The 23,229-nt window shown below is 54.2% G+C and carries 21 protein-coding genes; 14 read left to right on the forward strand and 7 right to left on the reverse strand.

Annotated features, from left to right (window positions below; genetic code table 11):
* Positions 1-6: 6 nt before the first annotated feature.
* Positions 7-279 (reverse strand): hypothetical protein, encoded by a 273-nt coding sequence (locus tag G3M78_05875; GenBank protein QPJ64938.1) that lies wholly within the window; start codon positions 277-279, stop codon positions 7-9.
* A 176-nt stretch (positions 280-455) separates the two neighbouring features.
* On the opposite strand from G3M78_05875, the gene G3M78_05880 reads away from it, so the two are divergent.
* The 12 genes from G3M78_05880 to G3M78_05935 all read left to right on the forward strand — a co-directional run bounded on the left by G3M78_05880 (position 456) and on the right by G3M78_05935 (position 14,957).
* Positions 456-986 (forward strand): tetratricopeptide repeat protein, encoded by a 531-nt coding sequence (locus G3M78_05880; GenBank protein ID QPJ64939.1) that lies wholly within the window; start codon positions 456-458, stop codon positions 984-986.
* 13 nt (positions 987-999) lie between these two features.
* A complete protein-coding gene (locus G3M78_05885) occupies positions 1,000-2,391 on the forward strand; it encodes a dihydrolipoyl dehydrogenase (GenBank protein QPJ64940.1) in 1,392 nt (463 codons plus the stop codon).
* A 238-nt stretch (positions 2,392-2,629) separates the two neighbouring features.
* Positions 2,630-3,628 (forward strand): alpha/beta hydrolase, encoded by a 999-nt coding sequence (locus tag G3M78_05890; protein QPJ66782.1) that lies wholly within the window; start codon positions 2,630-2,632, stop codon positions 3,626-3,628.
* A complete protein-coding gene (locus G3M78_05895; protein ID QPJ64941.1) occupies positions 3,625-4,503 on the forward strand; it encodes a peptidoglycan-binding protein in 879 nt (292 codons plus the stop codon). Before G3M78_05890 ends, G3M78_05895 begins: the two co-directional genes overlap by 4 nt.
* Positions 4,504-4,732: 229 nt before the next feature.
* Positions 4,733-5,680 carry a glycosyltransferase family 2 protein gene (locus G3M78_05900; GenBank protein ID QPJ64942.1) on the forward strand — a complete coding sequence of 316 codons (948 nt, stop codon included), beginning with the start codon at positions 4,733-4,735 and terminating at the stop codon, positions 5,678-5,680.
* On the forward strand, positions 5,677-7,989 hold the full coding sequence (locus G3M78_05905) for a YfhO family protein (GenBank protein ID QPJ64943.1): 2,313 nt from the start codon (positions 5,677-5,679) through the stop codon (positions 7,987-7,989). Before G3M78_05900 ends, G3M78_05905 begins: the two co-directional genes overlap by 4 nt.
* 48 nt (positions 7,990-8,037) lie before the next feature.
* A complete protein-coding gene (gene nadB / locus G3M78_05910; GenBank protein ID QPJ64944.1) occupies positions 8,038-9,693 on the forward strand; it encodes an L-aspartate oxidase in 1,656 nt (551 codons plus the stop codon).
* Complete coding sequence (locus G3M78_05915; protein ID QPJ64945.1) at positions 9,686-12,001, forward strand: DNA translocase FtsK; 2,316 nt, start codon at positions 9,686-9,688, stop codon at positions 11,999-12,001. Before nadB ends, G3M78_05915 begins: the two co-directional genes overlap by 8 nt.
* A gap of 13 nt (positions 12,002-12,014) precedes the next feature.
* On the forward strand, positions 12,015-12,857 hold the full coding sequence (locus G3M78_05920) for a TIGR02281 family clan AA aspartic protease (GenBank protein ID QPJ64946.1): 843 nt from the start codon (positions 12,015-12,017) through the stop codon (positions 12,855-12,857).
* A gap of 15 nt (positions 12,858-12,872) precedes the next feature.
* On the forward strand, positions 12,873-13,664 hold the full coding sequence (locus G3M78_05925; protein QPJ64947.1) for a hypothetical protein: 792 nt from the start codon (positions 12,873-12,875) through the stop codon (positions 13,662-13,664).
* Between the two features lie 7 nt (positions 13,665-13,671).
* Positions 13,672-14,445 carry a 1-acyl-sn-glycerol-3-phosphate acyltransferase gene (locus G3M78_05930; protein QPJ64948.1) on the forward strand — a complete coding sequence of 258 codons (774 nt, stop codon included), beginning with the start codon at positions 13,672-13,674 and terminating at the stop codon, positions 14,443-14,445.
* The gene (locus tag G3M78_05935; GenBank protein QPJ64949.1) at positions 14,445-14,957 is read left to right on the forward strand and encodes a gamma carbonic anhydrase family protein; all 513 of its coding nucleotides are present in this window, start codon (positions 14,445-14,447) and stop codon (positions 14,955-14,957) included. The genes G3M78_05930 and G3M78_05935 overlap by 1 nt, the downstream gene beginning before the upstream one ends.
* A 12-nt stretch (positions 14,958-14,969) precedes the next feature.
* Here the strand turns inward: G3M78_05935 and G3M78_05940 are convergent, their stop codons facing one another.
* The 6 genes from G3M78_05940 to G3M78_05965 form a co-directional block, all read right to left on the reverse strand.
* Positions 14,970-17,408 carry an MMPL family transporter gene (locus G3M78_05940; GenBank protein QPJ64950.1) on the reverse strand — a complete coding sequence of 813 codons (2,439 nt, stop codon included), beginning with the start codon at positions 17,406-17,408 and terminating at the stop codon, positions 14,970-14,972.
* Positions 17,392-18,258: a CDP-alcohol phosphatidyltransferase family protein gene (locus G3M78_05945; GenBank protein ID QPJ64951.1), complete on the reverse strand. Its 867-nt coding sequence runs from the start codon at positions 18,256-18,258 to the stop codon at positions 17,392-17,394. The genes G3M78_05940 and G3M78_05945 overlap by 17 nt, the downstream gene beginning before the upstream one ends.
* 3 nt (positions 18,259-18,261) lie before the next feature.
* Positions 18,262-19,266, reverse strand: a complete 1,005-nt coding sequence (locus G3M78_05950; GenBank protein QPJ64952.1) for an NAD(P)-dependent oxidoreductase — start codon at positions 19,264-19,266, stop codon at positions 18,262-18,264.
* Entirely contained in the window at positions 19,244-20,362 is a 1,119-nt protein-coding gene (locus G3M78_05955) for a hypothetical protein (protein ID QPJ64953.1), read from the reverse strand. The genes G3M78_05950 and G3M78_05955 overlap by 23 nt, the downstream gene beginning before the upstream one ends.
* A complete protein-coding gene (locus tag G3M78_05960; GenBank protein QPJ66783.1) occupies positions 20,362-21,582 on the reverse strand; it encodes a pyridoxal phosphate-dependent aminotransferase family protein in 1,221 nt (406 codons plus the stop codon). Before G3M78_05960 ends, G3M78_05955 begins: the two co-directional genes overlap by 1 nt.
* Before the next feature lie 248 nt (positions 21,583-21,830).
* Positions 21,831-22,199 (reverse strand): type II secretion system protein, encoded by a 369-nt coding sequence (locus G3M78_05965; protein QPJ64954.1) that lies wholly within the window; start codon positions 22,197-22,199, stop codon positions 21,831-21,833.
* 151 nt (positions 22,200-22,350) lie between these two features.
* Here G3M78_05965 and G3M78_05970 point away from each other — a divergent pair, with 151 nt between their 5' ends.
* Together G3M78_05970 and G3M78_05975 are read left to right on the forward strand one after the other, a co-directional pair.
* Positions 22,351-22,734 (forward strand): hypothetical protein, encoded by a 384-nt coding sequence (locus tag G3M78_05970; protein QPJ64955.1) that lies wholly within the window; start codon positions 22,351-22,353, stop codon positions 22,732-22,734.
* Positions 22,735-22,768: 34 nt separating this feature from the next.
* Positions 22,769-23,194: a hypothetical protein gene (locus G3M78_05975; GenBank protein QPJ64956.1), complete on the forward strand. Its 426-nt coding sequence runs from the start codon at positions 22,769-22,771 to the stop codon at positions 23,192-23,194.
* Positions 23,195-23,229: the final 35 nt, after the last annotated feature.

The following is a 23,229-nucleotide window of genomic DNA, read 5'->3' on the forward strand; positions in this document are numbered from 1 at the left end:
AGCGGTTCAATCTCTTGGAAGGTAAGGGCCGTAACGATCGCGAAAATATTTTTCCAGATCCCAGCGGAATCTGCCTTTCAAATGCGGTAATTGTTCAGCGATTTCATGGTCCAGTTTGACATAGTCCTCGGATCGTTGCGCGATATCCGGGGGACGAACGACATTGGGGTCGAGATAAGAATCTCCCAGCGCAGAACCGCCTACAATCAGGCTCTGACCGGCTTTAATCCATCGCCCCAAGGTCAACCGTTCTTCTTCGGTGCCTGGTTCGATTGGCATAGGGCTTACTCCTTTGGCTGATAAAGGGTTGATGCAATGATTCGACGCCGTCGCGCTTGATGCGCGATTGCGTCATGCTTCGGTTGCAATTTTGAACCTGAATAAGGTAGCATAGACGGCATTCCAATTTCAATTTTTGCTAGCAACTAAAGAAAAATAAGAGAGGTTGTATTTTTATGTCTGAAGATAAAACGAAGGAAAAAACAGCGGAAGAATGGTGTCAGGAAGGATTGTTGGCGGGCCGCGCTGGCGACAATCGCACCAGCATGGAGTCGTATAAAAAAGCCGTCGAGCTGGACCCGGATCATTTTCTCGCCCAATTCAATCTGGGCCTCCGCTATGGAAAAATTCCCATGAATGTGGAAGCCGCCAAGTGCTTTCGCGAAGCCGTTCGCATCAAGCCAGAAGACGCGATGGCGCATTACAGCCTCGCCGTCGTCACCAATCTGATAGGCGAGACGGATGTTTGCCTGGCCCATTATAGAGAAGCGATCCGCATCAATCCGAAATTCGCCAAAGCGCACAGCAACGTTGCGATGGTTCATTATTCGCTGAAACAAGGGCGCGAAACCATCCATCACCTTCTCAAGGCGGAAGCCTTGCTGGAAGAACTGGGCGACGAACGCATGCGCGCCAACGCTCTCGATCTGCTCAACGAATGCTATCGGGAATTCAAACTGACGGCGGAAGAATGCCGGGAACTGTGAGTTTCCGGGCTTCATGAAAAAAGAAGAATACGATCTTGTCGTGATCGGCGGCGGCTCTGCGGGTTACGCCGCGGCGAACGCCGCCGTATCGCAGGGCGCCCGCGTCGCTATTGTCGACGCCGGGCCTCTGGGCGGTTTGTGCATCCTGCGCGGGTGCATGCCCACCAAAGCCATTCTGCGTTCCTCCGACGTTATTTCTTTGATGCGCCGCGCTCCTGATTTTGGCTTGCTGGCGGTCGAAGCCAAAGCCGATCTGGCGGCGGTGATCGAGCGCAAGGATCGCCTGATTCGGGAATTCGCCGACTATCGCATTGAACAACTCAAGAACCCCCGTTTTCACCTGATCGAACAACGCGCCGTTTTCCTGTCGCCAAAAGAAGTACAGGCGGGCGATACGATCCTGACCGCTCAAAAAGGTTTTGTCATCGCCACCGGTTCCCGTGTGGCGGATTTCCCCATTCCCGGCCTGAGCGAAGCGGGATTCATGACCAGCGACGACGCGCTGGAGCTTCGCGCCTTGCCGAAATCCATGATCGTTCTCGGCGGCGGCCCGGTGGCTTTGGAACTGGCCCAGTTCTATTCGCGACTCGGGACGCAAGTGACTCTGATCCAAAGAAGCGCGCATATTTTATCCAGCGGCGATGAAGATCTGGCGCGACCCGTCGAAGCGCGGTTGCGCGAAGAGGGGATGACGGTGTTCACGCAAACCCGACTGCTCAGGGCGGAGCGTTCGGGGGCGGAACGCATTCTGCATTTCGAGCATGAGGGCGAGACGAAAACAGTCTCCGCCGAAGTCGTCTTGCAGGGCCTGGGACGACGTCCCAATATAGACGGACTGGAATTACAGGTCGCCGGAGTGAAGACAGACGCCGGTCGCATTTCTGTGGATGCGGCGATGCGAACCAGTCAACCTCATATCTTTGCGGCGGGCGACGTGAACGGTCTGCACGAAATCGTACACATTGCCATTCAGCAGGGCGAGATCGCGGCGCACAACGCGCTGTTCCCGGAGCGCCCGGAACAGCGTATGGACGACCGACTCAAAGCCAGCGTCGTTTTCACGGATCCCGCCGTTGCCAGCGTTGGATTGTCTGAAAAAGAATGCAAGGCAAAACAGATTCCCTATCTCACGGCGTCGTATCCCTTCGACGACCACGGCAAATCCATGTGCCTCGGCGAAACGCACGGTCATGTCAAATTACTGTGTCGAGCTGACACGGGGGAAATCCTCGGCGGACATATCGTCGGCCCGGAGGCGGGCGAATTGATCCACGAATTGATCGCTGTCATGCACTTCAGGGGAACGGTCGGCGACCTGGCCGCCATCCCGCATTATCACCCGACGCTCGCCGAAATCCTGACCTACCCCGCAGAAGAACTCGCCGAGCAAATTCCGCAGAATTAAGTCGCCAGAATACGGACCCAACACTTCCCGCGCCTTGATCCCGCCTTCGCGGACGATTTGAAACTTGAAATCATTTGAAATCGGTATTACTTTATCGCTACTCCAATTTTTTTAAATTGGGGGCTTCACATCAAAGGGGACACTCACTCCGAGCATAGGAAACGATCGCATGTATTTCATAACCAATCGCAGATTCAACGAAGGCAACGGAGCGCGACGCGACGATGCGGGCAACCTGATGTTGGACGCTCAGGGACTCGTCCAGTTTGAAGAACGCAAGGTTACTTTCGACCTGGAAGACACCGACCCGACGGCGGCGGTTTTCTTCTGCCAAAGAAAAGGCCGTGATGATTACAGGGAAATTGGCAGCAAGAAATTTTTCAAGGCCCTGCGCACGCCGCCGCCTAAAGGCAAGAAACAGGTTCTGCTCTATATTCACGGTTTCAATAATCTCCCTGAAGGAGACGTTTTTGATCGCGCCCTGCGCCTGCAGAAATTATTTGATAAAAAGAGCAAGGGCTTGATCGAAGTCGTTCCGATGATCTGGCCCTGCGACAACGATTTGGGCATCCTCAAGGATTACTGGGACGATCAGGACGCGGCGGAAAAAAGCGCGGTGAGTTTCGCCCGGGTGGTGGGAAAGTTCATGGACTGGCGCGACCAGATGGCGCCCAACGGCGAAAACGACCGGGACCGCTATTGTCTCAAACGCATCAACGTGCTGGCGCATTCCATGGGCAACCGCGTTTTGCGCTATACATTAAAAAAATGGGCGCATGATTTTGGCGCCTCGCCGTCTATTTTCCGTAACATCTTCATGGCCTCGGCGGACGTCGTCAACGAAACCCTGGAGCCGGATCAGGCGGGACATTATATCTCCGATGCGGCGCGCAACGTCGTGGTGTACTACGCCAGCGATGATCTGGCCCTGCGTTCGAGCAAAGTGGTCAATCTTAAAAACAAGGTGGTGTCCAAGCGGCTGGGGCACAGCGGCCCGGAGGATATGGGCAAGGTTTCCAGAAACGTTTACGCCATCGACTGCGATAATTTTAACAACTCCTACGACAAGCCCAAAGGCCACGCCTATTTCATTGAAGACGGCAATGGCAAGCCCGGTTCGGTGTTTCTGCACATGCTCCATTCCCTGCAAACCGGGCGAGTGCACGCCAACGCCGACCGCATGCTGGAATTGCCAAAAGCGGGTTACAAATCTCCCAAGCGTTCCGGGGACGAATGATGAAACGACGCGCGCGTTACCTGAAACGATTGGGTGAATTGCTGGTGTTTCATCGTATTCTGGACCGGGCGAATGAATTGAGCGAAGCCTCGCTGGAAGAGACGGTGATGGAATTTCAGGCCGCCGCCGATCTCTATGTCGACGGCATCCCCGGCCCGGAAACCTACTGGGCCTTGCAAATGCCCTTTGCGTTATATGAACCCAAGCTGGACTTTGTGCGTTGCGAGGCGGAAACCGCTCCGGGCATCGACGGTTATGATCGCGTCTATCTGCGCGCCGACGCGGCGGAGCGCTATCAGGCTCTGCATGAGGAGGTCGTCTCCCTTGGCGCGGTACTGACATCCTCTGGCGGCAAGCGCGCGTTGACGCAGGGCGCCAGCGCCAGCCGATCCTCCAAGTCGATGCACTATGCAGGTCTGGCTTTTGATCTGGCCATCGCCTCCGGTTTTTTTCGTCCCGCCAGCGATCCCTTCGTCGTCACCCAGGGCGAGGCGACGGCCTGGACCGTCTGGGCGCGCGCCGACGGCGGAGAGGAAATGGAGCTGGAGGCGCAAGTCTGGAAAGGGCGATCCTGGACCGGCGGAGACACGGCGACGAAAACCGTGAAGGGCCGTTTCATCAATCTCACCGAATTATGCATGCGTCATGGATTTCATCCCATCGGACCGCGCCTGAATTTCACTCGCAGTGAGAAACGCAATTACCTCGGCGCAGAGTGGTGGCATTTTCAGGCCAACGAACTTTTGGAACCGGGTCTGTCCCAGTTTGGCGTGGAGTTACTGCGCATCGAAGGCTACACGCCGGAGTTCATACGAGTGAGCAACGAAGGCGTTTGGTCGAACCGTAAAGTTCTCTTCCAGAAAAACTGGTTTTAAGAGAAAGCGGCGGCTGTTCCCAGTCGCGCGCTGTCCCATCCAATCGTCGCCGATTCAAGGCTTTTCGAAACGACTCGATAGAGTCTCCCTCAATCGCACTGCCTGCCGCTGTCTGTGTGTGGGCTTTTCAGTTTCAGGATGCAGGTTTTTCCGTTATAAATAAGTGAGAGCGTCGCGCCGTTTCTGCGCGACCCGACATTCATATTCTTCCACTCGAATTTTTCAGCCCATGTTTGAAAACAAAAGCATCGCGGTGGTCGTGCCCGCTCATAACGAAGAAAAACTGATTCAGACGACGCTGAGTTCAATTCCCGATTGGGTGGATCGCATCTTCGTGGTGGACGACCGGAGCGGCGACGCGACCGTTGAGAAAATTAAAGAGTCGATGAAAAGCGATGCGCGCGTCGAACTGATTGAGCATGAGAAAAATCAGGGCGTCGGCGGAGCCATTGCAACCGGTTACAAGGCGGGCTTGGACAATCAAATTGACGTCACCGTGGTGATGGCGGGCGACGCGCAGATGGACCCGGAGGATTTGCCCGAGCTGGTTCGCCCGGTCGCCGTCGAAGGCGTCGATTACGCGAAAGGCAACCGACTCTTTCATGCCGATTGGCGAGTCATCCCGCGCGCGCGATTTTTTGGCAACGCGGTCTTGTCCCTGCTCACCAAAATCGCCAGCGGTTACTGGCATATCGCCGATTCGCAATGCGGTTACACCGCGATTTCCCTGCGCGCCTTGCGCCGAATGAATCTGGACGCGATGTATGCGCGATACGGCGTACCCAACGATTTGCTCGTCAATCTCAATATCAGCAATTGCACCGTGCGCGATGTTCCGGTGCGTCCCGTTTATAATATCGGGGAAGTCTCGGAGTTGAAAATTTCCCGAGTGGTGTGGACGATCTCGCGATTGCTGTTGTCCAAATTTTTTGAACGCCTGTTCATCAAATACATCGTGAAGGATTTTCATCCTCTGGTTTTCTTTTACACGCTGGGCCTGATCGCCTTTCCCAGCGGTTTTCTAACGGGCCTCTATTTGTTCTTCTACCGTATAGCGGTCGGCCCCGTGTCGGTAACGAGCGCCCTGTTCTCCATTTTTCTGATGATCACCGGCTTGCAATTTCTTTTGTTTGCGATGTGGTTTGATATGGAAAACAACAAGAGCCTGAAGGGATGACGCCAGCGAGAGCGACCTCGCCGACCTTCGGTAAAACGCAGGCGATTGTCTGGGGTCTCGGCGATCTGGCGGCGATGTCCGTGTTGGCGCTGGCCTGGTTGTTGTATTTTCTTCCCGTCCTGTTTCAGGATCTTTCCCTGTTCTTTCGCGATATTCCCGTCTTCGCCTATCCCATGAAGCATTTCATCTGGGAGGCTTTACAAGAAGGCTTCATGCCTTTCTGGTGGCCGGCGATCCATAGCGGCGTTCCCTTTCTGTCCCTGTGGCATCCCGGCGTTCTGTATCCGCTCAATCTCATTTTCGTTTGGGATGATTTCACGAGCGCCTTCAATGTTTTTGTGACGAGTCATTTTTTGATTGGCTCGCTCTTCACGTATCTCTTTTGCCGCAGTTCGGGGCAATCGATGTTCGCCGCGCTGGGCGCTGGATGTGTCGCGATGTGGGGCGGTTTTTTTCTGTCCGTGTCGCCCATGCAGAATCATTTTCAGGCCGCGGTCTGGCTTCCGGCGATGCTTTTCTGCGCGGAACGCTTTTTTCAACGCGGCGGCGTAGGCCCTGCGCTGGGAGTGATCCTAGCCTTGGCCCTGCAGATTCTGGCGGGCAGTCCTGAATTTTTTCTCCTGAGCGTTTTCCTGCTACTGCTCTATGCGCTCTGGATGCATGGACGCGAGCGACGCATCCGCAGAGCCCTGCAGGCGCTCACAGCGACCTTATTGGGACTCGGGCTTTCCGCCCTGCAATGGATTCCCGCAGGGTTCCTTGCCCCGCACAGCGACCGCGCAAGTGGACTGGATTTTGAAACCGCGACGCGCTGGTCCATGAAGCCGGAAACGCTCTTGTCTCTGTTGGTTCCGCTGGATGTTTCGGGCTTCATGCAGAACCCGGTCTTTCGCTCGGATTATTTTTTGCTCAGCCCCTATATGGGCTGGTTTTCTCTTTTTGTTTTGTTGTTCGCGTTTTGGCGGACAGAGGATCGAAAGGCGCACTTCTGGATCTGCATTCTGGCGCTGGGATTATTGTTCAGTCTCGGGAAACACAACCCGGCCTATCGCCTGATGTACGACGCACTTCCCTTGCTGGACGGCTTTCGTTATCCTGAAAAGTTTTTCTTTCTGTCGGCGTATGCGCTTGTCTTTCTCACGGGCTTTGGACTGGACGCCATCGCGCGCCTGTCAAGAACGATGACGGCAAAAGGACTGATGCTGGTCGGTATTGGATTCGTTTTGCTGATCCTTGCCGTGGGGGCTTACGATGCGCAGCGTCCGACAGGATGGATTCTTTTTTCCATCGCGGCGACGGGCCTGTTCATCGCTTTGCATCGAAAAGATATCTGGGACGCCTGTTTGCTCAAGGGCGGCCTGGTTGCGCTGATCGCGTTCGATTTGTTATTGAATAACGGGCCGCTGGTTCCGCTGATTCATAAAAATTTCTTTGAATCGCCGCCGGAAGCGCTACAGGCTCACCCGCCTTCTGCCGAAAATTATCGTTACTATAGCGGGCCGTTGTTGACAGAAGAGATTTTGCCGACGAAGAATTCGTTTCCCAGAGAAAGCAATTTACTGCGCGGTTATCTGGCGATGAAGGCGCAGGCCTATCCCAATCTGGGTACGGTGCATGGGCTGAACTACATCGACGGTCTGACGGGCTGGGGTCTGCATGACAGCGAGTTGTGGACGCTGATTTTTACCCGTTCGCCGCCGGACAAGCGCAGGCGTATGCTGGAACGAGGCAACGTGCGTTTCTGGATCTCGCCGGAACTCGGCGAGGCTCCGACCTCGGCGCATCCCTTTGGGTTGCCGGAGCGCGTCGAACTGGAACGCGCCCTGCCGCGCGCCTTCATGGTTTCCAAAGCCCGCTCGGGCGGAGATCCCAAAGCCAGCAATGTGTATTTCAGCGAGTCGTTTGACCCTCTCAGAGAAGTTTTGCTGGGCGAACCGTTTGCGCAAACAGAAACTTCCGGATCGCCGTTTGAAGGGGAGGCTGTCTCTGTGACTTACGCTCCAAACCGGGTTTTTGTGCAGACCCGGCAATCGCAAGCTGGCTACCTCGTTCTTCTGGACAGTTATTTCCCCGGTTGGTCGGCGCGCGTTGACGGAACATTCATCCCCGTATTGCGAGCGAATTATTTTTACCGCGCCGTCTTCCTCCCTCCCGGTGAACACCGGGTCGAATTTTCCTATCAGCCGGAAGGCTGGGGCGCCGGGTTGATGCTTTCGCTGTCGACCCTGATGCTCGTGTTCATGGCGCTCCTGATCCCCGAAGCGCGCCGCCGGATCGTCTGCCGACCGTCTTTCCCGCCTCTCATTTGAGAGTTTTATCTTATTGAAATTAAAGGGCTAATACGCTAGTATGTTAGCATGAGAGTCGAGAAAGATTTTATAGTCATAGGCGGCGGCATCGCGGGACTGACCTTTGCCCTGAAAGCGGCGGAGAAAGGTTCCGTTGCGGTCATCACCAAGGACGCCCTGCAGGAATCAGCGACGCGCTACGCCCAGGGCGGTATTGCGTCGGTCATGGCGCGCGACGACTCCTGCGATCTGCACGTTCAGGACACGCTCACCGCCGGACGCGGGCTGTGCAAGGAAGACGTGGTCCGCATCATCTGCATGGAAGGCCCGGCGCGGGTGCGCGAATTGATCGAGCTCGGCGCCCAGTTCACCCGAATGGGCGGCAAGGACTACGACCTGACTCGCGAAGGCGGTCATTCGAAGCGGCGCATCCTGCACGCTAACGACATCACCGGCTGGGAAATCCAGCGCGCGCTGATGGAGGCGACGCGCAACAATCCAAACATCGAAGTGTTTGAACATCACATGGCGATCGACCTGATCACCCTCGCTCGTCTGGATGATTCCATCGAGCCGGGTTCGGAGCAGGATGAAGCCTTGGGGATTTACGCGCTGGACGTTGTGCGCAATGAAGTCTCAACTTTCATCGGTCATTCGACTCTGTTGGCGACCGGCGGCGCGGGCAAGGTGTATCTGTACACCTCCAATCCCGATACGGCGACCGGAGACGGCATTGCTTTGGCCTATCGCGCGGCGGCGAAAATTTCCAATATGGAATTTTTTCAATTTCACCCGACCTGCCTGTACCACCCGGAGGCCAAATCATTTTTGATCTCTGAAGCGGTGCGCGGCGAGGGCGGCATCCTGCGTTTGAAAAACGGCGATACCTTCATGGAGAAGTACCATCCGCTGAAATGTCTGGCGCCGCGCGACGTGGTGGCGCGTGCCATCGACTGCGAGATGAAGAAAAGCGGCGACGATTGCGTCTATCTTGATGCGACGCATATCGAAGGCTATCGGGCGCGCGAACGTTTTCCGAATATTTACAAGACCTGCAAGGACTTTGGTTTCGACATGTCGACGGAAGCCATACCCGTCGTTCCGGCGGCGCATTATATGTGCGGCGGCGTCGCGGTGGACGTGTGGGGTCGCACCAATATCAACCGGCTCTTCGCTTCCGGAGAAGTGTGTTATTCCGGGTTTCACGGCGCCAATCGGCTGGCCTCTAACTCACTGCTGGAAGGTCTGGTGCTGTCGCATCGAGCCGTCGACAAGGCGGGCGAGTGGTTGACGCGTAAAGAGACGGTGCGCAAATGGAGCGCTCGCATTCCCGAGTGGGACCCGCGCGGCGCGGTGGACAGCGACGAATCGGTCGTCGTGTCGCACAACTGGGACGAAATCCGAAAACTGATGTGGAATTATGTGGGCGTGGTGCGATCCGACAAACGCCTGCGCAGGGCGCAACGACGCATCGAACTATTGCTGGATGAAATTCAGGAGTACTACTGGAATTTCACGCTCACCAAAGACACGCTGGAATTGCGCGATATCGCGATCACCGCTCAGCTGATCATCAAAGGCGCGATGGAGCGGCGGGAGAGCCGGGGACTGCATTACAACCTCGACTGCATGGAGACCGACGACGTTCACTGGCGCAAGGACACGACCTTTCAAGACGCGGCAAAACGATTAATAACAGAACATAAGGTAAGCTCTCATGGATGAAAATAAAGCGCCCGGTCTGGGCCGGGATTTTTTGGGAATCTTTTTTGTAGCGCTCACCATTTTCGTCATGATTTCGCTGTTGACGTATTCGCCGGAAGACCCTTCGTTCAACAAACAATTTTCTGAAACGGTGAAAGCGCAGAATTCAGGCGGCATCGTCGGCGCTTACGTGGCGGACGGCCTGGCGCAGGTGTTTGGTAGCGGCGGATTTTTCTTCCCGCTGATCACTCTCATCTGGGGCTGGTCGCTGATTCGCGGCAAGCAGGTGCAGTCCTGGAAAATGGTGGCGGGGCCGGGCATGGTGTTTCTCGCCGGAATCTGCGCGCTGATGGACATCCTGTTCAAGCAGGATCCGTTTTTCCAGCAGGGCTTGCAAGCGGGCGGCATGACCGGCGGTTTGATGGGGAATTTCCTCACCACCTGGCTGAGTACCGTGGGCGCCACTCTGGTGCTGACGACGCTGATTGCGGTTTGTCTGCTGGCGATGACCGGTCGCACGGTGAACGAATCCCTGGAAGGGCTCTTCAAGGGATTGCTGTTCCTGATCAAGCTTGCGGTCAAATCGATACTGCTTGCGAAGGACCGGCTCATCGAACGCTTCAAGTCGCATCGTTCCCAGCAATTGGAAAATAAGAAACAAAAGCGCGCCCTCCCCGAACCGGTGATCGTGACGCGCGCTCCCGAACGCGAACCGACGTCGCAAAATAAAGCGTCGAAAGAAAAAGAGAATCCCGCGGAGTTTGTGGTGCAGGAGGATTTTGCATTCGTTGCGGAGTTGGGCAATTATCAGGTGCCGCCGCTGTCCCTGCTGAACGACCCTCCGGAGCAAACCGAAAATGAAAACGCGCGCAACGAAATTCTGGCGAGTAGCGCGATTCTGGAAAAGAAGCTGGCGGATTTTGGCGTGGAGGGCAAAGTGGTGCAGGTTTTGCCGGGGCCGTTCATCACCCTGTTTGAATTTGAACCGGCGCCGGGAATCAAGGTCAGTCGCATTCTGTCGCTGGCAGACGATCTGGCGCTCGCCATGCGCGCCCTGAGCTTGCGCATTCTTGCCCCGGTGCCGGGCAAACCGGTGGTGGGCATTGAGGTGCCGAATCTGAAACGAGAAACGATTTATTTCAAGGACGTGATTTCTTCCAAGGAATTTTCCGAGTCTGAGTCCAGGCTGACCATGGTGATTGGCAAGGACAATCTGGGAGAACCGATGGTGCAGGATCTTGCGACGGTTCCGCATTTGCTGATGGCGGGTTCCACCGGCTCCGGTAAAAGCGTGGGCCTCAACGCGATGATCTGTTCCATTTTGCTCAACGCGACGCCGGATGAAGTGAAGTTCATCATGATCGATCCCAAAATGCTGGAGCTGTCGATTTACGACGGCATCCCTCACCTGATTTCTCCCGTCGTGACGAATCCCAAAAAGGCGGCGGCGGCTTTGCAGTGGGCGGTTTCTGAAATGGAGAACCGTTACAAGGCGATGGCGGAAAGCGGCGTGCGCAACATCAGCGGCTACAATGCGATGGCGGTGAAATTGCAAAAGGAATACGCCGAAGCGGTGAAGCAACGCGAGATCGAAGAGAAACTGCGACGCAAGGCGGAGAAAGAAGGATCGGAAGAGGAATTTGATGAACTCGAACCGATTCCCGAGCCGCCGGATAAACTCCCCTACATCGTCGTTATCATCGACGAGTTGGCCGACCTGATGATGGTCGCGTCCAAGGGCGTGGAGGATTGTCTGATTCGACTGGCGCAAATGGCGCGGGCTTCGGGAATTCATATCATCATCGCCACGCAACGCCCTTCGGTGGACGTGTTGACGGGCATCATCAAGGCGAATTTTCCTTCCCGAATTTCTTACAAGGTCACCTCGCGCGTCGACTCGCGCACGATTCTGGATTCGATGGGCGCGGAACGTCTGCTGGGTAAAGGCGACATGTTGTTCCTGCCGCCGGGTACCAATCGTTTGCAAAGAGCGCATGGGGCGATGGTGAGCGATGAAGAGATCAACCGCATCGTGGGCTTCATCAAGAGTCAGAAGCAACCGGAGTATCAGGAAGATATTTTCAAGGACATGCCGACTGAATCCGCTGGCGGCGACGAGGCTGAAGAGTTCGATGAAAAATACGACGAGGCGGTCGAGATCGTCGCCAAAGACAGGCAGGCGTCCATTTCATACATTCAGCGCAGATTACGGATCGGCTACAATCGCGCGGCGCGCATCATAGAGATGATGGAGAAGGAAGGCGTCGTCGGCCCCTCCGACGGCGTGAGACCGCGCGAAGTGTATGTGAGTCCGATCGCCATTGAATAGCTGGCCTCATTCGATGCGGAATTGTTTTGTAGTGGGACTCGTTACGCTGGGCTTGCTGTTCGGCCTGGAAAGGGCAGAGGCCGATCTGTATTCCTGGAAGGACGAGGACGGTCGTCTGCATGTCACCGACAACCCCTCCACCATCCCGCAAAAATACCGTCGCCAGACGGATGGTTTTAAAACATTTGAATCCCGTCCCGCTCCGTCTTATCCTGAAAAAGAAAACGACATCCCCTCCGCATCAGCGATGGAGATCGATTTGATTCCATTGCCGGGCGGACATTTCATTGCGACAGTCGAGTTGAATCGCAGAGTTTCCGCGAAACTGATGCTGGACACCGGCGCGTCGATGATTACTTTATCAAAGCGAGTCGCGGATCAGCTCAGCCTTGGTTTGTATTCTGCGCCGCGCATTAGCTTTTCCACCGCAGGCGGCGAAGTGGCGATGCCGCTGGTCGCTCTGGACCGGGTGCAGATTGGCGGGGCGCAGGCCTTCAACGTCGAGGCGGCGGTGAACCCCAACGAGATGGGCGAGGTGGATGGATTGTTGGGAATGTCTTTTCTCAGCCATTTTAAAATGGAACTCGATCAGGTAAATGCGAAGTTGATTTTGAAACCGTTGGCAGAAAAAGGCGAGACCTCCTACGAAGGCAAACCGGGTTCCTGGTGGAGTCGCCAGTTCGGTCATCTTGCAGGGCGCGTGCAGGGCGCGAAAGCCAGGGCGACCGGTCTGCGCGCACAGGGCGGCGTCGAAGCCGCCAACGCGCTTCGATTGGAAAAACATTATCAGATGCTTTATCAAAAACTCAAGGAGCGCGCCTTTCGCGTTGGCCTGCCGGAACGCTATCGACGCTGAGGCGTTCTGATTGAGATGAGCCTATCTTCCCTGAGCGCTGAAGCCGTCAAACAACGCGTGTTCGCATTGATGGGAGCCAGCAATCTGGCTCGCGGCGACTGGGCATTGGAGCGTTGTCTGAGATCGGCCTCCCCGGCGGGGTCGACGCGGTTTCTGCGAGCTTTGGGGCCGGGACGCGGATTTTGCGCTGAAGGCGGATTGATGAACATTCGCTATCGACCGATCCGCGACTGCGGGATCGTTGATGCGGCGACGCAACTGGCGGAAGATAAAAACAATCGCGTGACGGCTCTCATGACCGATATCGGCAACGACATTCTTTACGGCGTATCGGCGGAGGAAATTATTGAAAGCCTGCAGAAAATGGCGAACCGCTTAAGAGACACAGGGGCCGATGTATGGGTGTCCTCAATTCATGTGGATATGGAAAACGATGTGGGCGAGTCGCGTTTCAATATTCTAAAAAGAATTTTTTTTCCGGGAAGTTCAGTCACTTATGCAAGCGCGAAGAAGGCGGTACAGGATATCAATGCGGCCTTGCACGAGGGCGAATCGGATCGCTGGTCGCTGATATCGGGATTGAAGGCATACTGCGGGGCGGATAAAATTCATTATCATTTGTTGAAAAGCGCAGGGGCCTGGACAGACGTCGCCAGAAAATTACTTGAAACGGAAATTGCATCAGAAAAGGTTAGCGTGAAGCAATGGCAAATTCAGACAGCGTTGCTGGACAATCTGGCGCGTATTTTTTTCAGAGACATGATGGGCGGGATTTTGCGGATGCGTCCCAGACCGGACTGGTATTGAAGGCGGCATGTCTGCTCTGAGAGCCTGTGCCCGCTTGCTTGCTTTGGCTGTTGTGAACCTGATGCTGGGGTCAGCGGCGGCGTTGTTCTATCTGCTGGAAGGCGGATTCACGCAAACTTATGCGCGACGTCTGCGCACCCTGTCGCTACTTTGGGGGCGATGGACCTGCCGGATTTTCAATATTCAGATTGATTCCATGCCAGAGAGACCGTTCCCAAAGGGGGCCTTGATCGTTGCCAATCACTCCGGGGCGGCGGATATATTTGTCCTTGCCGCCTGTTATCCCGCGCGTTTCGTAGCGAAGTCGGAGGTGGCGGACTGGCCGTTGGTCAGTTGGCTGGCGCGATTGGGCGGAACCTTGTTTGTGGATCGCACGCGACGCATGCAGGTGCGGCAGAGCCTGGCGCAGATTCAGGAAGCGCTGGAGGGCGGTTCTTTGCTGGCGATGTTCCCCGAGTCGGTGGCGACGCAGGAGCTTGAGGCCTTGCCCTTCAAAAGCTCGCATTTTGAAAGCGCGGTTCGAGCGGGCATTCCCGTCATCCCCGTTTCCATTGTTTATCTCGACCCCAACAGACCATCGATAGCCAGCTGGGGCGATAAGAATTTTGCAGAACATTTATGGGACTTGTTAAAAAATCAAGAATTGAAGGTCGCCGTCAAGGCGCATCCTGCGATTGAAGGCGCGACGGATCGCCGAGCGCTGGCGGAGCAGAGCCGGGACTGCGTGAACGCGGGCATTCGCGAGTTGAGGGCGTCAAAATCGAGTCAAGGAGAGAAGTGATGATTCACACTTATAAAGATAAAACGCCGATCCTGCATCCCAGCGTGTTTCTTGCCGATGGCGCCTGCGTGATCGGCGACGTGGAAATGCAGGAATGGAGTAGCGTCTGGTTCAACGCCGTTGTGCGCGGCGATGTGCATTACATACGCATTGGCAAGCGCACCAATATTCAGGACGGTTGCGTCCTGCATGTGTCGCGCGGCAAGTACCCCCTCATTTTGGGAGACGACATCACGGTCGGGCACAACGTCACCTTGCACGCCTGCACCATCAAGGACCGTTGTTTGATCGGCATGGGCGCGGTGGTGATGGACGGCGCCGTGGTGGGCGAAGACGCGATCGTCGGCGCCGGCTCGCTGGTGACGGCGCGAACGGTGATCCCGCCGAGGACCATGGCGATCGGTTCTCCGGCAAAGGTGAAACGGGAATTGACGGACGAAGAGGTATTGAGTATTCGCGAATCGGCGGAGCATTATGTGGGCGACGTCCGTGATTACCGCCCCGAATATTAAGAAAAATTTGCTCTACAGTTTTTTGGATTTTTCTTTGCGTTTGAATTTCAACTGATGATGGCCCAGTTCAAAAAGAGCCGGTAGCATGAACAGGGCGCAGGCGGTGCAGGTGATGATGCCCAGCTCCACAACGGATGCAATGGAGCGTATACCGGCGTGCCCGGCGACGTTGAGGCTGGCGTAGCCGGAGAGCGTGGTCAGCGCGGAGAGAATGATCGCGCTTCCCGTTTCCTTGATCGACTGAATTGTTTTTTCAGGATTGTAGTCGAGAATGTGGTGGGTCAGGTAAATGCAATGGTCGATCATGATGCCGACAATGGACGGCAACATGACAAAATTGATAAAATTGAGTTTAATCTGGAACAGGGCCATCAGCGCGCCGGTAAGCGACAGACCGGCCACAAGGGGCAAAAAGGTTTTCAGAGCGTGAGAAAAATTCCTCAGGTCCAGAAGCAGTAGCAGAAACACCACTCCCAGCGCAGTCGCGAAGGCTTGCGGCCCGCGTTCCTTCACCCAGTCCATGACTTTTGCGGCGAGCAGGTTCTCGTTGAGTATGGCGACCTCGATGTCTTGCTTGGCCAAACGTTCCCGGAGTTCCGCCACCTCTGTTTCCAATTGATAGATATTGCGGATATCAAAAAAATTCTTTTTGGCGGGTGAGAAAATCAGGGCAAGGTACTCATCCCCCGCTGTGAATTTCTTTATCAGGAGCGGCGGGATTTTATCTTCGTTGAAGGGGTCGGCGTAAAGCAGTTCCTTCAAACGATCCAGCCGTTTCTTGCCGAGTGATAAAAGAATGATGTCCTCATCCAGCTTGAAATTTTCCTGTATCTGCTCAATCACGTCCTGTTTGGAATCGTATTCCTTCCGGCTGAACAGGTTGAGGGAATGGACCACGCCGATGGTCGATTCTTCGCGGTGTTTCAATTTTATTTTTTCCAGAGCCTGGTGGATGTGGAACAGATGTTCCTTGTCCGAAGCCAGCACGACGGTCGGGGAGAACGCATATCCAAAATCTTCAGTGGTTGCCGTTTCGTAGTCCGCCGCAGGCGATTCCCCGCGTAAGTTCCTGAAGTCGTATTCAAACTTGATGTCCGGGATCAGAAACAGGCTGGTGATCGTCAGGAGCAGAAATAAAGCCGTTAGAAAGTAGGGCGTGTTGGAATAGAGATTGGTGATATTCAGATTGAAAACTCGAGGTTGCGGCTTGCGCAGCCAGTGGATCTTGTCGAAGACCAGGATCAGCGCTGGAAATAAAAAAAGGTACGAGATAAATGCGGAAAAAATTCCTATTGTTGCGATCTGCCCGAACTCGGAGAAGCCTTTGAAATCGGCGGTGATGAGTATGGAGAAAATACTCGCGGTGGTGAGCATGGCCATCATTCCCGAGCGTCCGACCTGGGTGATGACCAGTTCCGCCGAGTCGGCGATGGGCTGACCTTTGAGCAATTCCTGTTTGAAACGAATGTATAAATGGATTCCGTAATCGATTCCCAAGCCGAGAAGAATCGCGACCAGAAACCCTGAAATCATATTCAATTCGCCCACCCAGAGCCGGGTCAGGGCGAAGGTGTAGGTCATGGACAGGAACAGCGGAAAAAAGATGAGCGGCAGGGCGAAGAGCGATCGCGTGTAAATACCGATGATGAAAATCGCCAGTCCCGCCGCGACGATTGCAGAGCGAGTCAAATCGCGAACGATCGTCGTGTTCTCTTCGATGCGGACGATGAGCGACCCGGTCAGCTTGATGTTCAAGCCGGGAACTTTTTGAGTCCAGCCGGAATCGTCAATGGTTGCCTGAATTTGTTCAACGAAGCGTTCGGTGAATCCGGTGTCGGTCACCGTTCCCAAGGGCTGAATGAAAATATAAAAATTTCGGGTGCTTTGTTTCCTCGCATAGAAACCCTCTTTGCGCTTTCCCGCGTAATAAGGGTTGAGTGAGTCGAAGATGTGGAACTCGTCGGCAAAGGCCTGGAGACGCTCCGAGTCGAAATTTTCCGCTCCGGTAATGAACAGGCCGCCGAATTGTTCGCGCGCATAATTCACGGCTTCATCCATCAGCGCTTCCAGTTCGAGCAGGTTGCGTCGGGTGGCCATGACCAGTTGGCGGTCTTCAAGGAATTCGACGGGCAGTTTGGAATCGACGAATTGAACGCCGGGTACTTTGCGCAGGCGCGGAGTCAAATCTTCTATGATTTTTTCCGCCTGCACCTGTTCCAGATCTTCGAGAACAACGGCCAGCGGGCCGGAGCCGCCGGTCTTCGCCACGACTTTGTTGAAATCCTGTATGAGAGGAAGGCTCTGCGGCAGGAGTCGATCCATCCGCGAGTTGAGTTGCAACCCTGAGGCATACCAGAGCGAAAGCCCGCTCAAAGCGAGAGCGATCGCCAGAATCCAGAATGGATAGGGATGAATGATCTTCCTGAATATGAATTTAAGGACGGATTTCATTGGGTAGTAACATGCGGTGGAGCGCCAGGGTCAGGAAAAACTGAACCGTCATCACGACTGCGAGCGGCGTTAGAAGCATCGGGAGTAAGTCGAACAGGCTGAATGCCGCCAGCAAAAACAGACAAAACTCATGTCCGTTCCATCGCCAGATGCGGGTCAAAGGTCGCGTCTTTAAATAGAATGCGTTTCTTTCTTCCTGCGTCAATATTTCTTCCGAAGCCTTACGCTCGTCTTCTAAAGAATAATCGTTGATTGAGGACCAGCGTCCGTGAAAGACCCATTGTTGAAGTTGCAGATAGTAAAAATACACTTTTAAAATGCCGGATTGCGATTGGCTCCATTTCTGGTAGGTCTTCAGAACGTCGGCGCGCGAGCCGTCGGTTCCCTCTTGCACGCGGGCGGTGAAATATTGTTTGCAGTAATCGAAGCAAATGGCTTTCATGATGCAGACGACGGTGACGACAGCGAGCGCCCCGGTGAATTCGGGCAATGAATAAGTGATGCCAAAGACGACGGCGAGATAGGCAACGTAGCCGCCGATGCCGTCGAGCAGTCTGCCCCATTCGCTGGACTGGCCGGTGGCGCGGGCGAGTTGCCCGTCCACGCAATCGAGTATCAGCGACAGTTCAAGGAGAACGCCGCCCCAGAACATTCCAAAGTGGCCGCCGCTCATGAAGGCCAGTCCCGACAAAATGCCGAGCAGAATTGAGGTGTAGCTGACCTGGTTCGGCGTCGCTCGCGTCTGGCAGAGCCAGGAAACGATTCGCGCGGAAACGGGAACATGGAAGTAACGATTGACGGGTTCGACAATGTCTTTCAGAACATGGTCGGTAGAGCTGGATTCGGACATGAATTATAACCAGTGATTATCTCGGTACCATGAAATGGCGTGAAGCAGTCCCGATTCTAATGGATACTGCGGACTGAATGCGAATTGTTTGAAAAATTTATTTGGCGAGGCGACCCAGCAACTTTGTCGAATATCGATCATTCGCTGGCGATCCAGCAGGGGCGCGTCCTTGCGGAACAGATAAATGGCTTCGGTGAGGATTGCAACGCCGGTCAAAGCCGATTCGGGAATGGTGATTTTTCTCGCCGGGCGATTCAGATTTTTGAGCGCTGCCGTTGCGATGTCGTCCCAGCTATGCGCGCCGCCGTCGGTGACGAACCAGACCTTATCCTGATGCGCCGGGGCCAGGGCCGCAAGGATCATGGCGCGGGTCAGGTCGGCGACATGGATCATCGAAAAGCGTTTTGAAGCGCGACCGATCTGGATATTCCATCCTTTTGCCAGAGATTGAATGAAGGTGAAGAAATTTTTCTCTCTGGGTCCGTACACGATGGGAGGGCGCAGGATAACGATCGGCAATGTGTCGGCCCAGCGGAGCGCAATTTGTTCGCCCTTCCATTTGGATTGCCCGTAATGGGTGACGGGCTGGCAGGGAGTCGTTTCGTCCGCCGGGGACTCAGGCGTCGCCGGACCCACTGCGGCGAGACTGCTCAGATGCACGATTTTTTTCAGGTCGCCAGCGTGTCGGCTACACAGCGCAAACAGCTTGTCGCACGCCTCGGCGTTGCCTCGGAAAAAATCGGCCCGCGTTTTAGCTTTAGTCAAACCTGCGCAATGGAACACATAATGCGCTCCCTGAATCCAATCTTCCGGTATTTCGCCGGTCAAATCTCCTATGAACACGCGAATGCGTTTGCGGTCGATCCACTGCAGGTCGCTGGTTGGGCGGGCAAGGATGCGCACTTCACAACCCAGGTCTGCCAGGGCGTCGGCTAAAATCCCGCCGATGAAACCGGATGCTCCGGTGATGCAGGCGATGGAGCCCTTAAGACTTGGGAGTGAACTCATAGATTCGGTGTCGCCTGTATTCATGTGCCTGGAGCCGTTCGAGAGCGGATAGCATGGGTTGGTTGTCTTCGAGTATCCAGGACATTTCGCAGTTCTCTATTTTTTGCAAGACCAGCTGACGATAGGTTTCATGATACAGGACGGAATCGATACCGCTTTTTTGAAATTTTTTTGGGACGCCAAGCGTGATGCATCGAACGCCGTCGATCTTCCTGAGTCCGATCAGAAATTTCAACCAGCCAAACGGAAACAAATTTCCGTTGAGGGGCTTGAGCGCCTGATTGATATCGGGAAGCGCGATGGAGAAACCGACGGGTTCGCCCTGGCGTTCAGCGATCAGACACAGACTGGGATTGACGATTTGTTTCATCTCTTTTGCGGAATAGATGAACTCGTCTTTAGACATGGGCGAAAAGCCCCAGTTGCGGCTCCATGCGGAATTGTAGATCGACCAGAGCAGTTCGATTTCTTCAGGAAAACGCTTCAGGTTGATGGTGCGAACGCTAAAGCGGTTGCGCGCCTTGATGCGTGAGACGATGCGTTCCAGATAATCGGGAACTTTTTTGATGTGCAGATAAAAGCTGATGAGATCCTTGGCTTTTTGCAGGCCCCAGTTTTCCAGCAGGTCGACGTAATAGGGCGGGTTGTAGGGAATGCCAAAAACCACGCGCTCATCAAAGCCGCTCACTTGCAGGCCGCACTCATGATTGGTGGAAAGATTCATGGGGCCGAGAAGCGTGTCGAGTTTTTTGCGTTGCAACCAGTCGGCGGCGCAGTCGAGGAGCAGATCGGCAACGGCGGAATCGTCGATCGATTCGAACATGCCAAAGAAGCCGGTCTTTTCATTATGAAAGGCGTTGTGCGAATGGTTGAGCGTCAAGGCGATGCGGCCCGCGGGCACACCGTGCAAGGTGGCGAGATACAACTCGACCTCGGCGTCTTTAAAAAATGGATTGACGGATGGATTTAGAAATTCGTAGCGTTCACGGCGCAGGGGCGGAACCCACTGCCTGTCATGGCGGTACAGCGTCCATGGCAATTCGATGAAACGTTCGCGGTCGCGTTGACTGACGACCTTTTCAAGCGCAAGCGGCATCAGCGAGGAATGATGCCCAACTCCACGCCAAATTTTTTGAAAGAGGACAAGACCAGATCCAAATCTTCAGTTGTGTGGGTGGACATGAAACTGGTTCGAATCATGGCGTGCTGTGGGGGCACAACCGGGGACACCGCGACTCCTGCAAAGACGCCATCTTCAAACAGTAATTGGTTTAAATACAAAGTGAGCGCTTCGTCTCCGATTTTAATGGGAACGATGGGAACGGGATTGTTGTTGATCTGGAATCCCATATCAAAAAATCCTTTTTTAACATAGGAGGTGTTCTCCCCCAGTTGAGTCAGGCGTTCCGGCTCTTTTTGCATGATATCGAGGGCGGCAGTGACGCCTGCTACGGAGGCAGGTGGTAGTGCGGCGGTAAAAATAAAGGCCGAGGCTTTGTGACGGATGTATTCGGCGACTTTGGAACTGGCGGAGATGAAGCCGCCGATGGAACCCAGACTTTTCGAGAAGGTTCCCACGTACAGGTCGATCTCTTTTTCGAGATTGTAATAATTGGTGACGCCGCGTCCCGCTTCGCCTAGAACGCCCAAACCATGCGCTTCATCGGCGAGGACGATGGCGCCGTAATCGCGCGCCAGCTTCACAATGCTCGGCAGATTGGCGATGTCGCCGCTCATGCTGAAAACCGTATCGGTGATGATCATCTTGCCGGGCACGTCGCGATACTTTTTCAAATAGTATTCGAGGTGGTGCATGTCGTTGTGTTGATAGCGAACCGTTTTTCCCGGGGAGACGGCGCAACCTTCGTAAATACTCGCGTGGTTTTCGCGGTCTGAAAAAGCAATGTCCTTGCGACCGAGTAGACAACTGATGGTGCCCTGATTGGCTTGAAAACCGGTGGACATGACGATGGCGTCTTCGCGGTGCAGGAATTCAGCGAGTTCTTTTTCCAGAATCTTGTGCAGGCTGAGCGTTCCGTTGAGAAAGCGGCTTCCGGTGCAACCGGCGCCGAAGCGATCCAGCGCTGCCTTTGCGGCTTCTATCACGCGCTTGTCGTTGGCCAGACCCAGATAGTTATTCGTGGAAACGGTGACGGCGTTTTTTCCTTCGATGACAACTCGCGATCCAGAAGTATCTTCGATCGCTCTGAAGTAAGGATAGATGCCAAGTTCTTTTGCTTGATCCGGGGCATTGTAGGTTTTGCATTTTTCTAAAATGCCTTCGCCTTTTGCCGAAGGCGCTCGCAAATGCGCCATTTGAAAATCAAATTTCTTTTTGAGGAGAGAGATGATTTTATTTCGTTTCAGGTGAGGGGAGTTTTCAGTGATCTTGGCGGAGTCAATGTGCTGGTGTAAATTTTTCACAGAAATTGTCGAGAGAGGGTGGGTGTTAGGAAAACCATTTGCAAGCCTTTGAAAGATAACATTAAAATTGCATTTCCGCAATCTTTAGGAATGATGAATTAATTTTACCGGTGAAACTTTCAGGTCAGAGTTTTTCCACGTTAAAGAACCAGACCCTGTGCGTCGATGGAAAGGCTGTTGGGACTTTCTTCATGCGATGCGGAGGCGGAAAAAACCGCCTGTGTTCCGCTCCCGGAAACAATCACTCCCGGAGACGTTCGATAACCGTAAGAGGCGACGGCGACGACGGACTGGGAACAATTGGAGAGCGCTCCTTTGTCGTGCCAGTATAACTTACAAGTCAGCCAAAGGCTTTGCAAATCGGCCCTGGCGGAAACATCGAGGGCGCGGATTTTATGGCTTGAAAATTGCGACAATGCAATTGTAACCAACACGCCAATGATGGACAATGTGACCAGCGATTCTACCAGAGTAAAGCCACGTTCGTTTTTAAAATGACGCTTGAGCATTGCGGCTTCACCGAATTCTGAAAAGGTCGAGATATTTTCGGGATATCTATGGCGAGGGTAAAACGTAAATACCTTGTCACCCTTTATTCTTTTTGCTAGTCTATTATGCCAAAATCCAAATAAATTTAAACCAATTTTTGTGGGAGCGGTTATGACAGATATTGTGAGTGTTCTAAAAGAGGCTTTGGAGTTAGAAAAGCAGGCGTTGGAAAAATACAATCTTGCGATTCCGGGCCTGGAGCATAAGGAAACGCGCGAAGCCGTCGAAAAGTACGCTGAAGACAAGAATCAGCAAATCGACGCTCTGCACTGGATGATCCTTGCGGAAGCGGGACAACTGGATGGGGAAACGACGCCGGCGGCGGCAACGGAAGAAGAAGCCAAGCCTGCTGGAAAGTGTCCTTTCACCGGTCAGTTCGCGGCGATGGGCATTGACATGTCCAAAATGGGCGAGATGATGGGCGACCCAGAAAAACGAGCAGAAATGATGGAGAAAATGGGCGGCGACTTCACGAAAGATGAGTCCGCATCCTGATTTGCCCTCACACAACCTCTAAATGAGATAAGCCATGGCTGCTCCATACCCTCGCGACCTCCTTGTGTTTTGCAAGGCTTGCGGCATTGAAAATTTGCATCCTGATTACCACCCCAGAAATTTTCTGGTGTGCAATCAGTGCCGAGACCCTCTTATTGAGCCGAATTTGAACGACACTCATAAAGAGGCGATGTGCGAACAATGCTCGATGAGCGTCCTCTTGCTGAAAGACACGCCTTTCGAAGAAGGTAAATCAGCCTGCCGTTGCGGTTCCACACAGTTGAAATTGAGGCCCCAGTCCACGATTGCAGACGATGCAAGCAAGGCCGGGGCCTTTGATTTTGCCGAAGATGATAGCGCCGCCGCAGGCGATGGTTACTCATGGATTCGTTCCGATGAAACGGAACGGGTCGACTCGGACTACAACCAATTATTTGATAAAGATCTTGGGGCGGAGTGATTGCGAAACTTTATTCGGAATGTCAATTGAAGCGA

The organism is Candidatus Nitrohelix vancouverensis, from assembly GCA_015698305.1.
In the GTDB taxonomy this organism is placed as follows: Bacteria; Nitrospinota; Nitrospinia; order Nitrospinales; family VA-1; genus Nitrohelix; species Nitrohelix vancouverensis.

Coding starts and splice junctions, on each gene's coding strand:
- G3M78_05875 (QPJ64938.1), bottom strand. CDS start 279: ATGCCAATCGAACCAGGCACCGAAGAAGAACGGTTGACCTTGGGGCGA.
- G3M78_05880 (QPJ64939.1), top strand. CDS start 456: ATGTCTGAAGATAAAACGAAGGAAAAAACAGCGGAAGAATGGTGTCAG.
- G3M78_05885 (QPJ64940.1), top strand. CDS start 1,000: ATGAAAAAAGAAGAATACGATCTTGTCGTGATCGGCGGCGGCTCTGCG.
- G3M78_05890 (QPJ66782.1), top strand. CDS start 2,630: ATGTTGGACGCTCAGGGACTCGTCCAGTTTGAAGAACGCAAGGTTACT.
- G3M78_05895 (QPJ64941.1), top strand. CDS start 3,625: ATGATGAAACGACGCGCGCGTTACCTGAAACGATTGGGTGAATTGCTG.
- G3M78_05900 (QPJ64942.1), top strand. CDS start 4,733: ATGTTTGAAAACAAAAGCATCGCGGTGGTCGTGCCCGCTCATAACGAA.
- G3M78_05905 (QPJ64943.1), top strand. CDS start 5,677: ATGACGCCAGCGAGAGCGACCTCGCCGACCTTCGGTAAAACGCAGGCG.
- nadB (QPJ64944.1), top strand. CDS start 8,038: ATGAGAGTCGAGAAAGATTTTATAGTCATAGGCGGCGGCATCGCGGGA.
- G3M78_05915 (QPJ64945.1), top strand. CDS start 9,686: ATGGATGAAAATAAAGCGCCCGGTCTGGGCCGGGATTTTTTGGGAATC.
- G3M78_05920 (QPJ64946.1), top strand. CDS start 12,015: ATGCGGAATTGTTTTGTAGTGGGACTCGTTACGCTGGGCTTGCTGTTC.
- G3M78_05925 (QPJ64947.1), top strand. CDS start 12,873: ATGAGCCTATCTTCCCTGAGCGCTGAAGCCGTCAAACAACGCGTGTTC.
- G3M78_05930 (QPJ64948.1), top strand. CDS start 13,672: ATGTCTGCTCTGAGAGCCTGTGCCCGCTTGCTTGCTTTGGCTGTTGTG.
- G3M78_05935 (QPJ64949.1), top strand. CDS start 14,445: ATGATTCACACTTATAAAGATAAAACGCCGATCCTGCATCCCAGCGTG.
- G3M78_05940 (QPJ64950.1), bottom strand. CDS start 17,408: ATGAAATCCGTCCTTAAATTCATATTCAGGAAGATCATTCATCCCTAT.
- G3M78_05945 (QPJ64951.1), bottom strand. CDS start 18,258: ATGTCCGAATCCAGCTCTACCGACCATGTTCTGAAAGACATTGTCGAA.
- G3M78_05950 (QPJ64952.1), bottom strand. CDS start 19,266: ATGAGTTCACTCCCAAGTCTTAAGGGCTCCATCGCCTGCATCACCGGA.
- G3M78_05955 (QPJ64953.1), bottom strand. CDS start 20,362: ATGCCGCTTGCGCTTGAAAAGGTCGTCAGTCAACGCGACCGCGAACGT.
- G3M78_05960 (QPJ66783.1), bottom strand. CDS start 21,582: ATGGCGCATTTGCGAGCGCCTTCGGCAAAAGGCGAAGGCATTTTAGAA.
- G3M78_05965 (QPJ64954.1), bottom strand. CDS start 22,199: ATGCTCAAGCGTCATTTTAAAAACGAACGTGGCTTTACTCTGGTAGAA.
- G3M78_05970 (QPJ64955.1), top strand. CDS start 22,351: ATGACAGATATTGTGAGTGTTCTAAAAGAGGCTTTGGAGTTAGAAAAG.
- G3M78_05975 (QPJ64956.1), top strand. CDS start 22,769: ATGGCTGCTCCATACCCTCGCGACCTCCTTGTGTTTTGCAAGGCTTGC.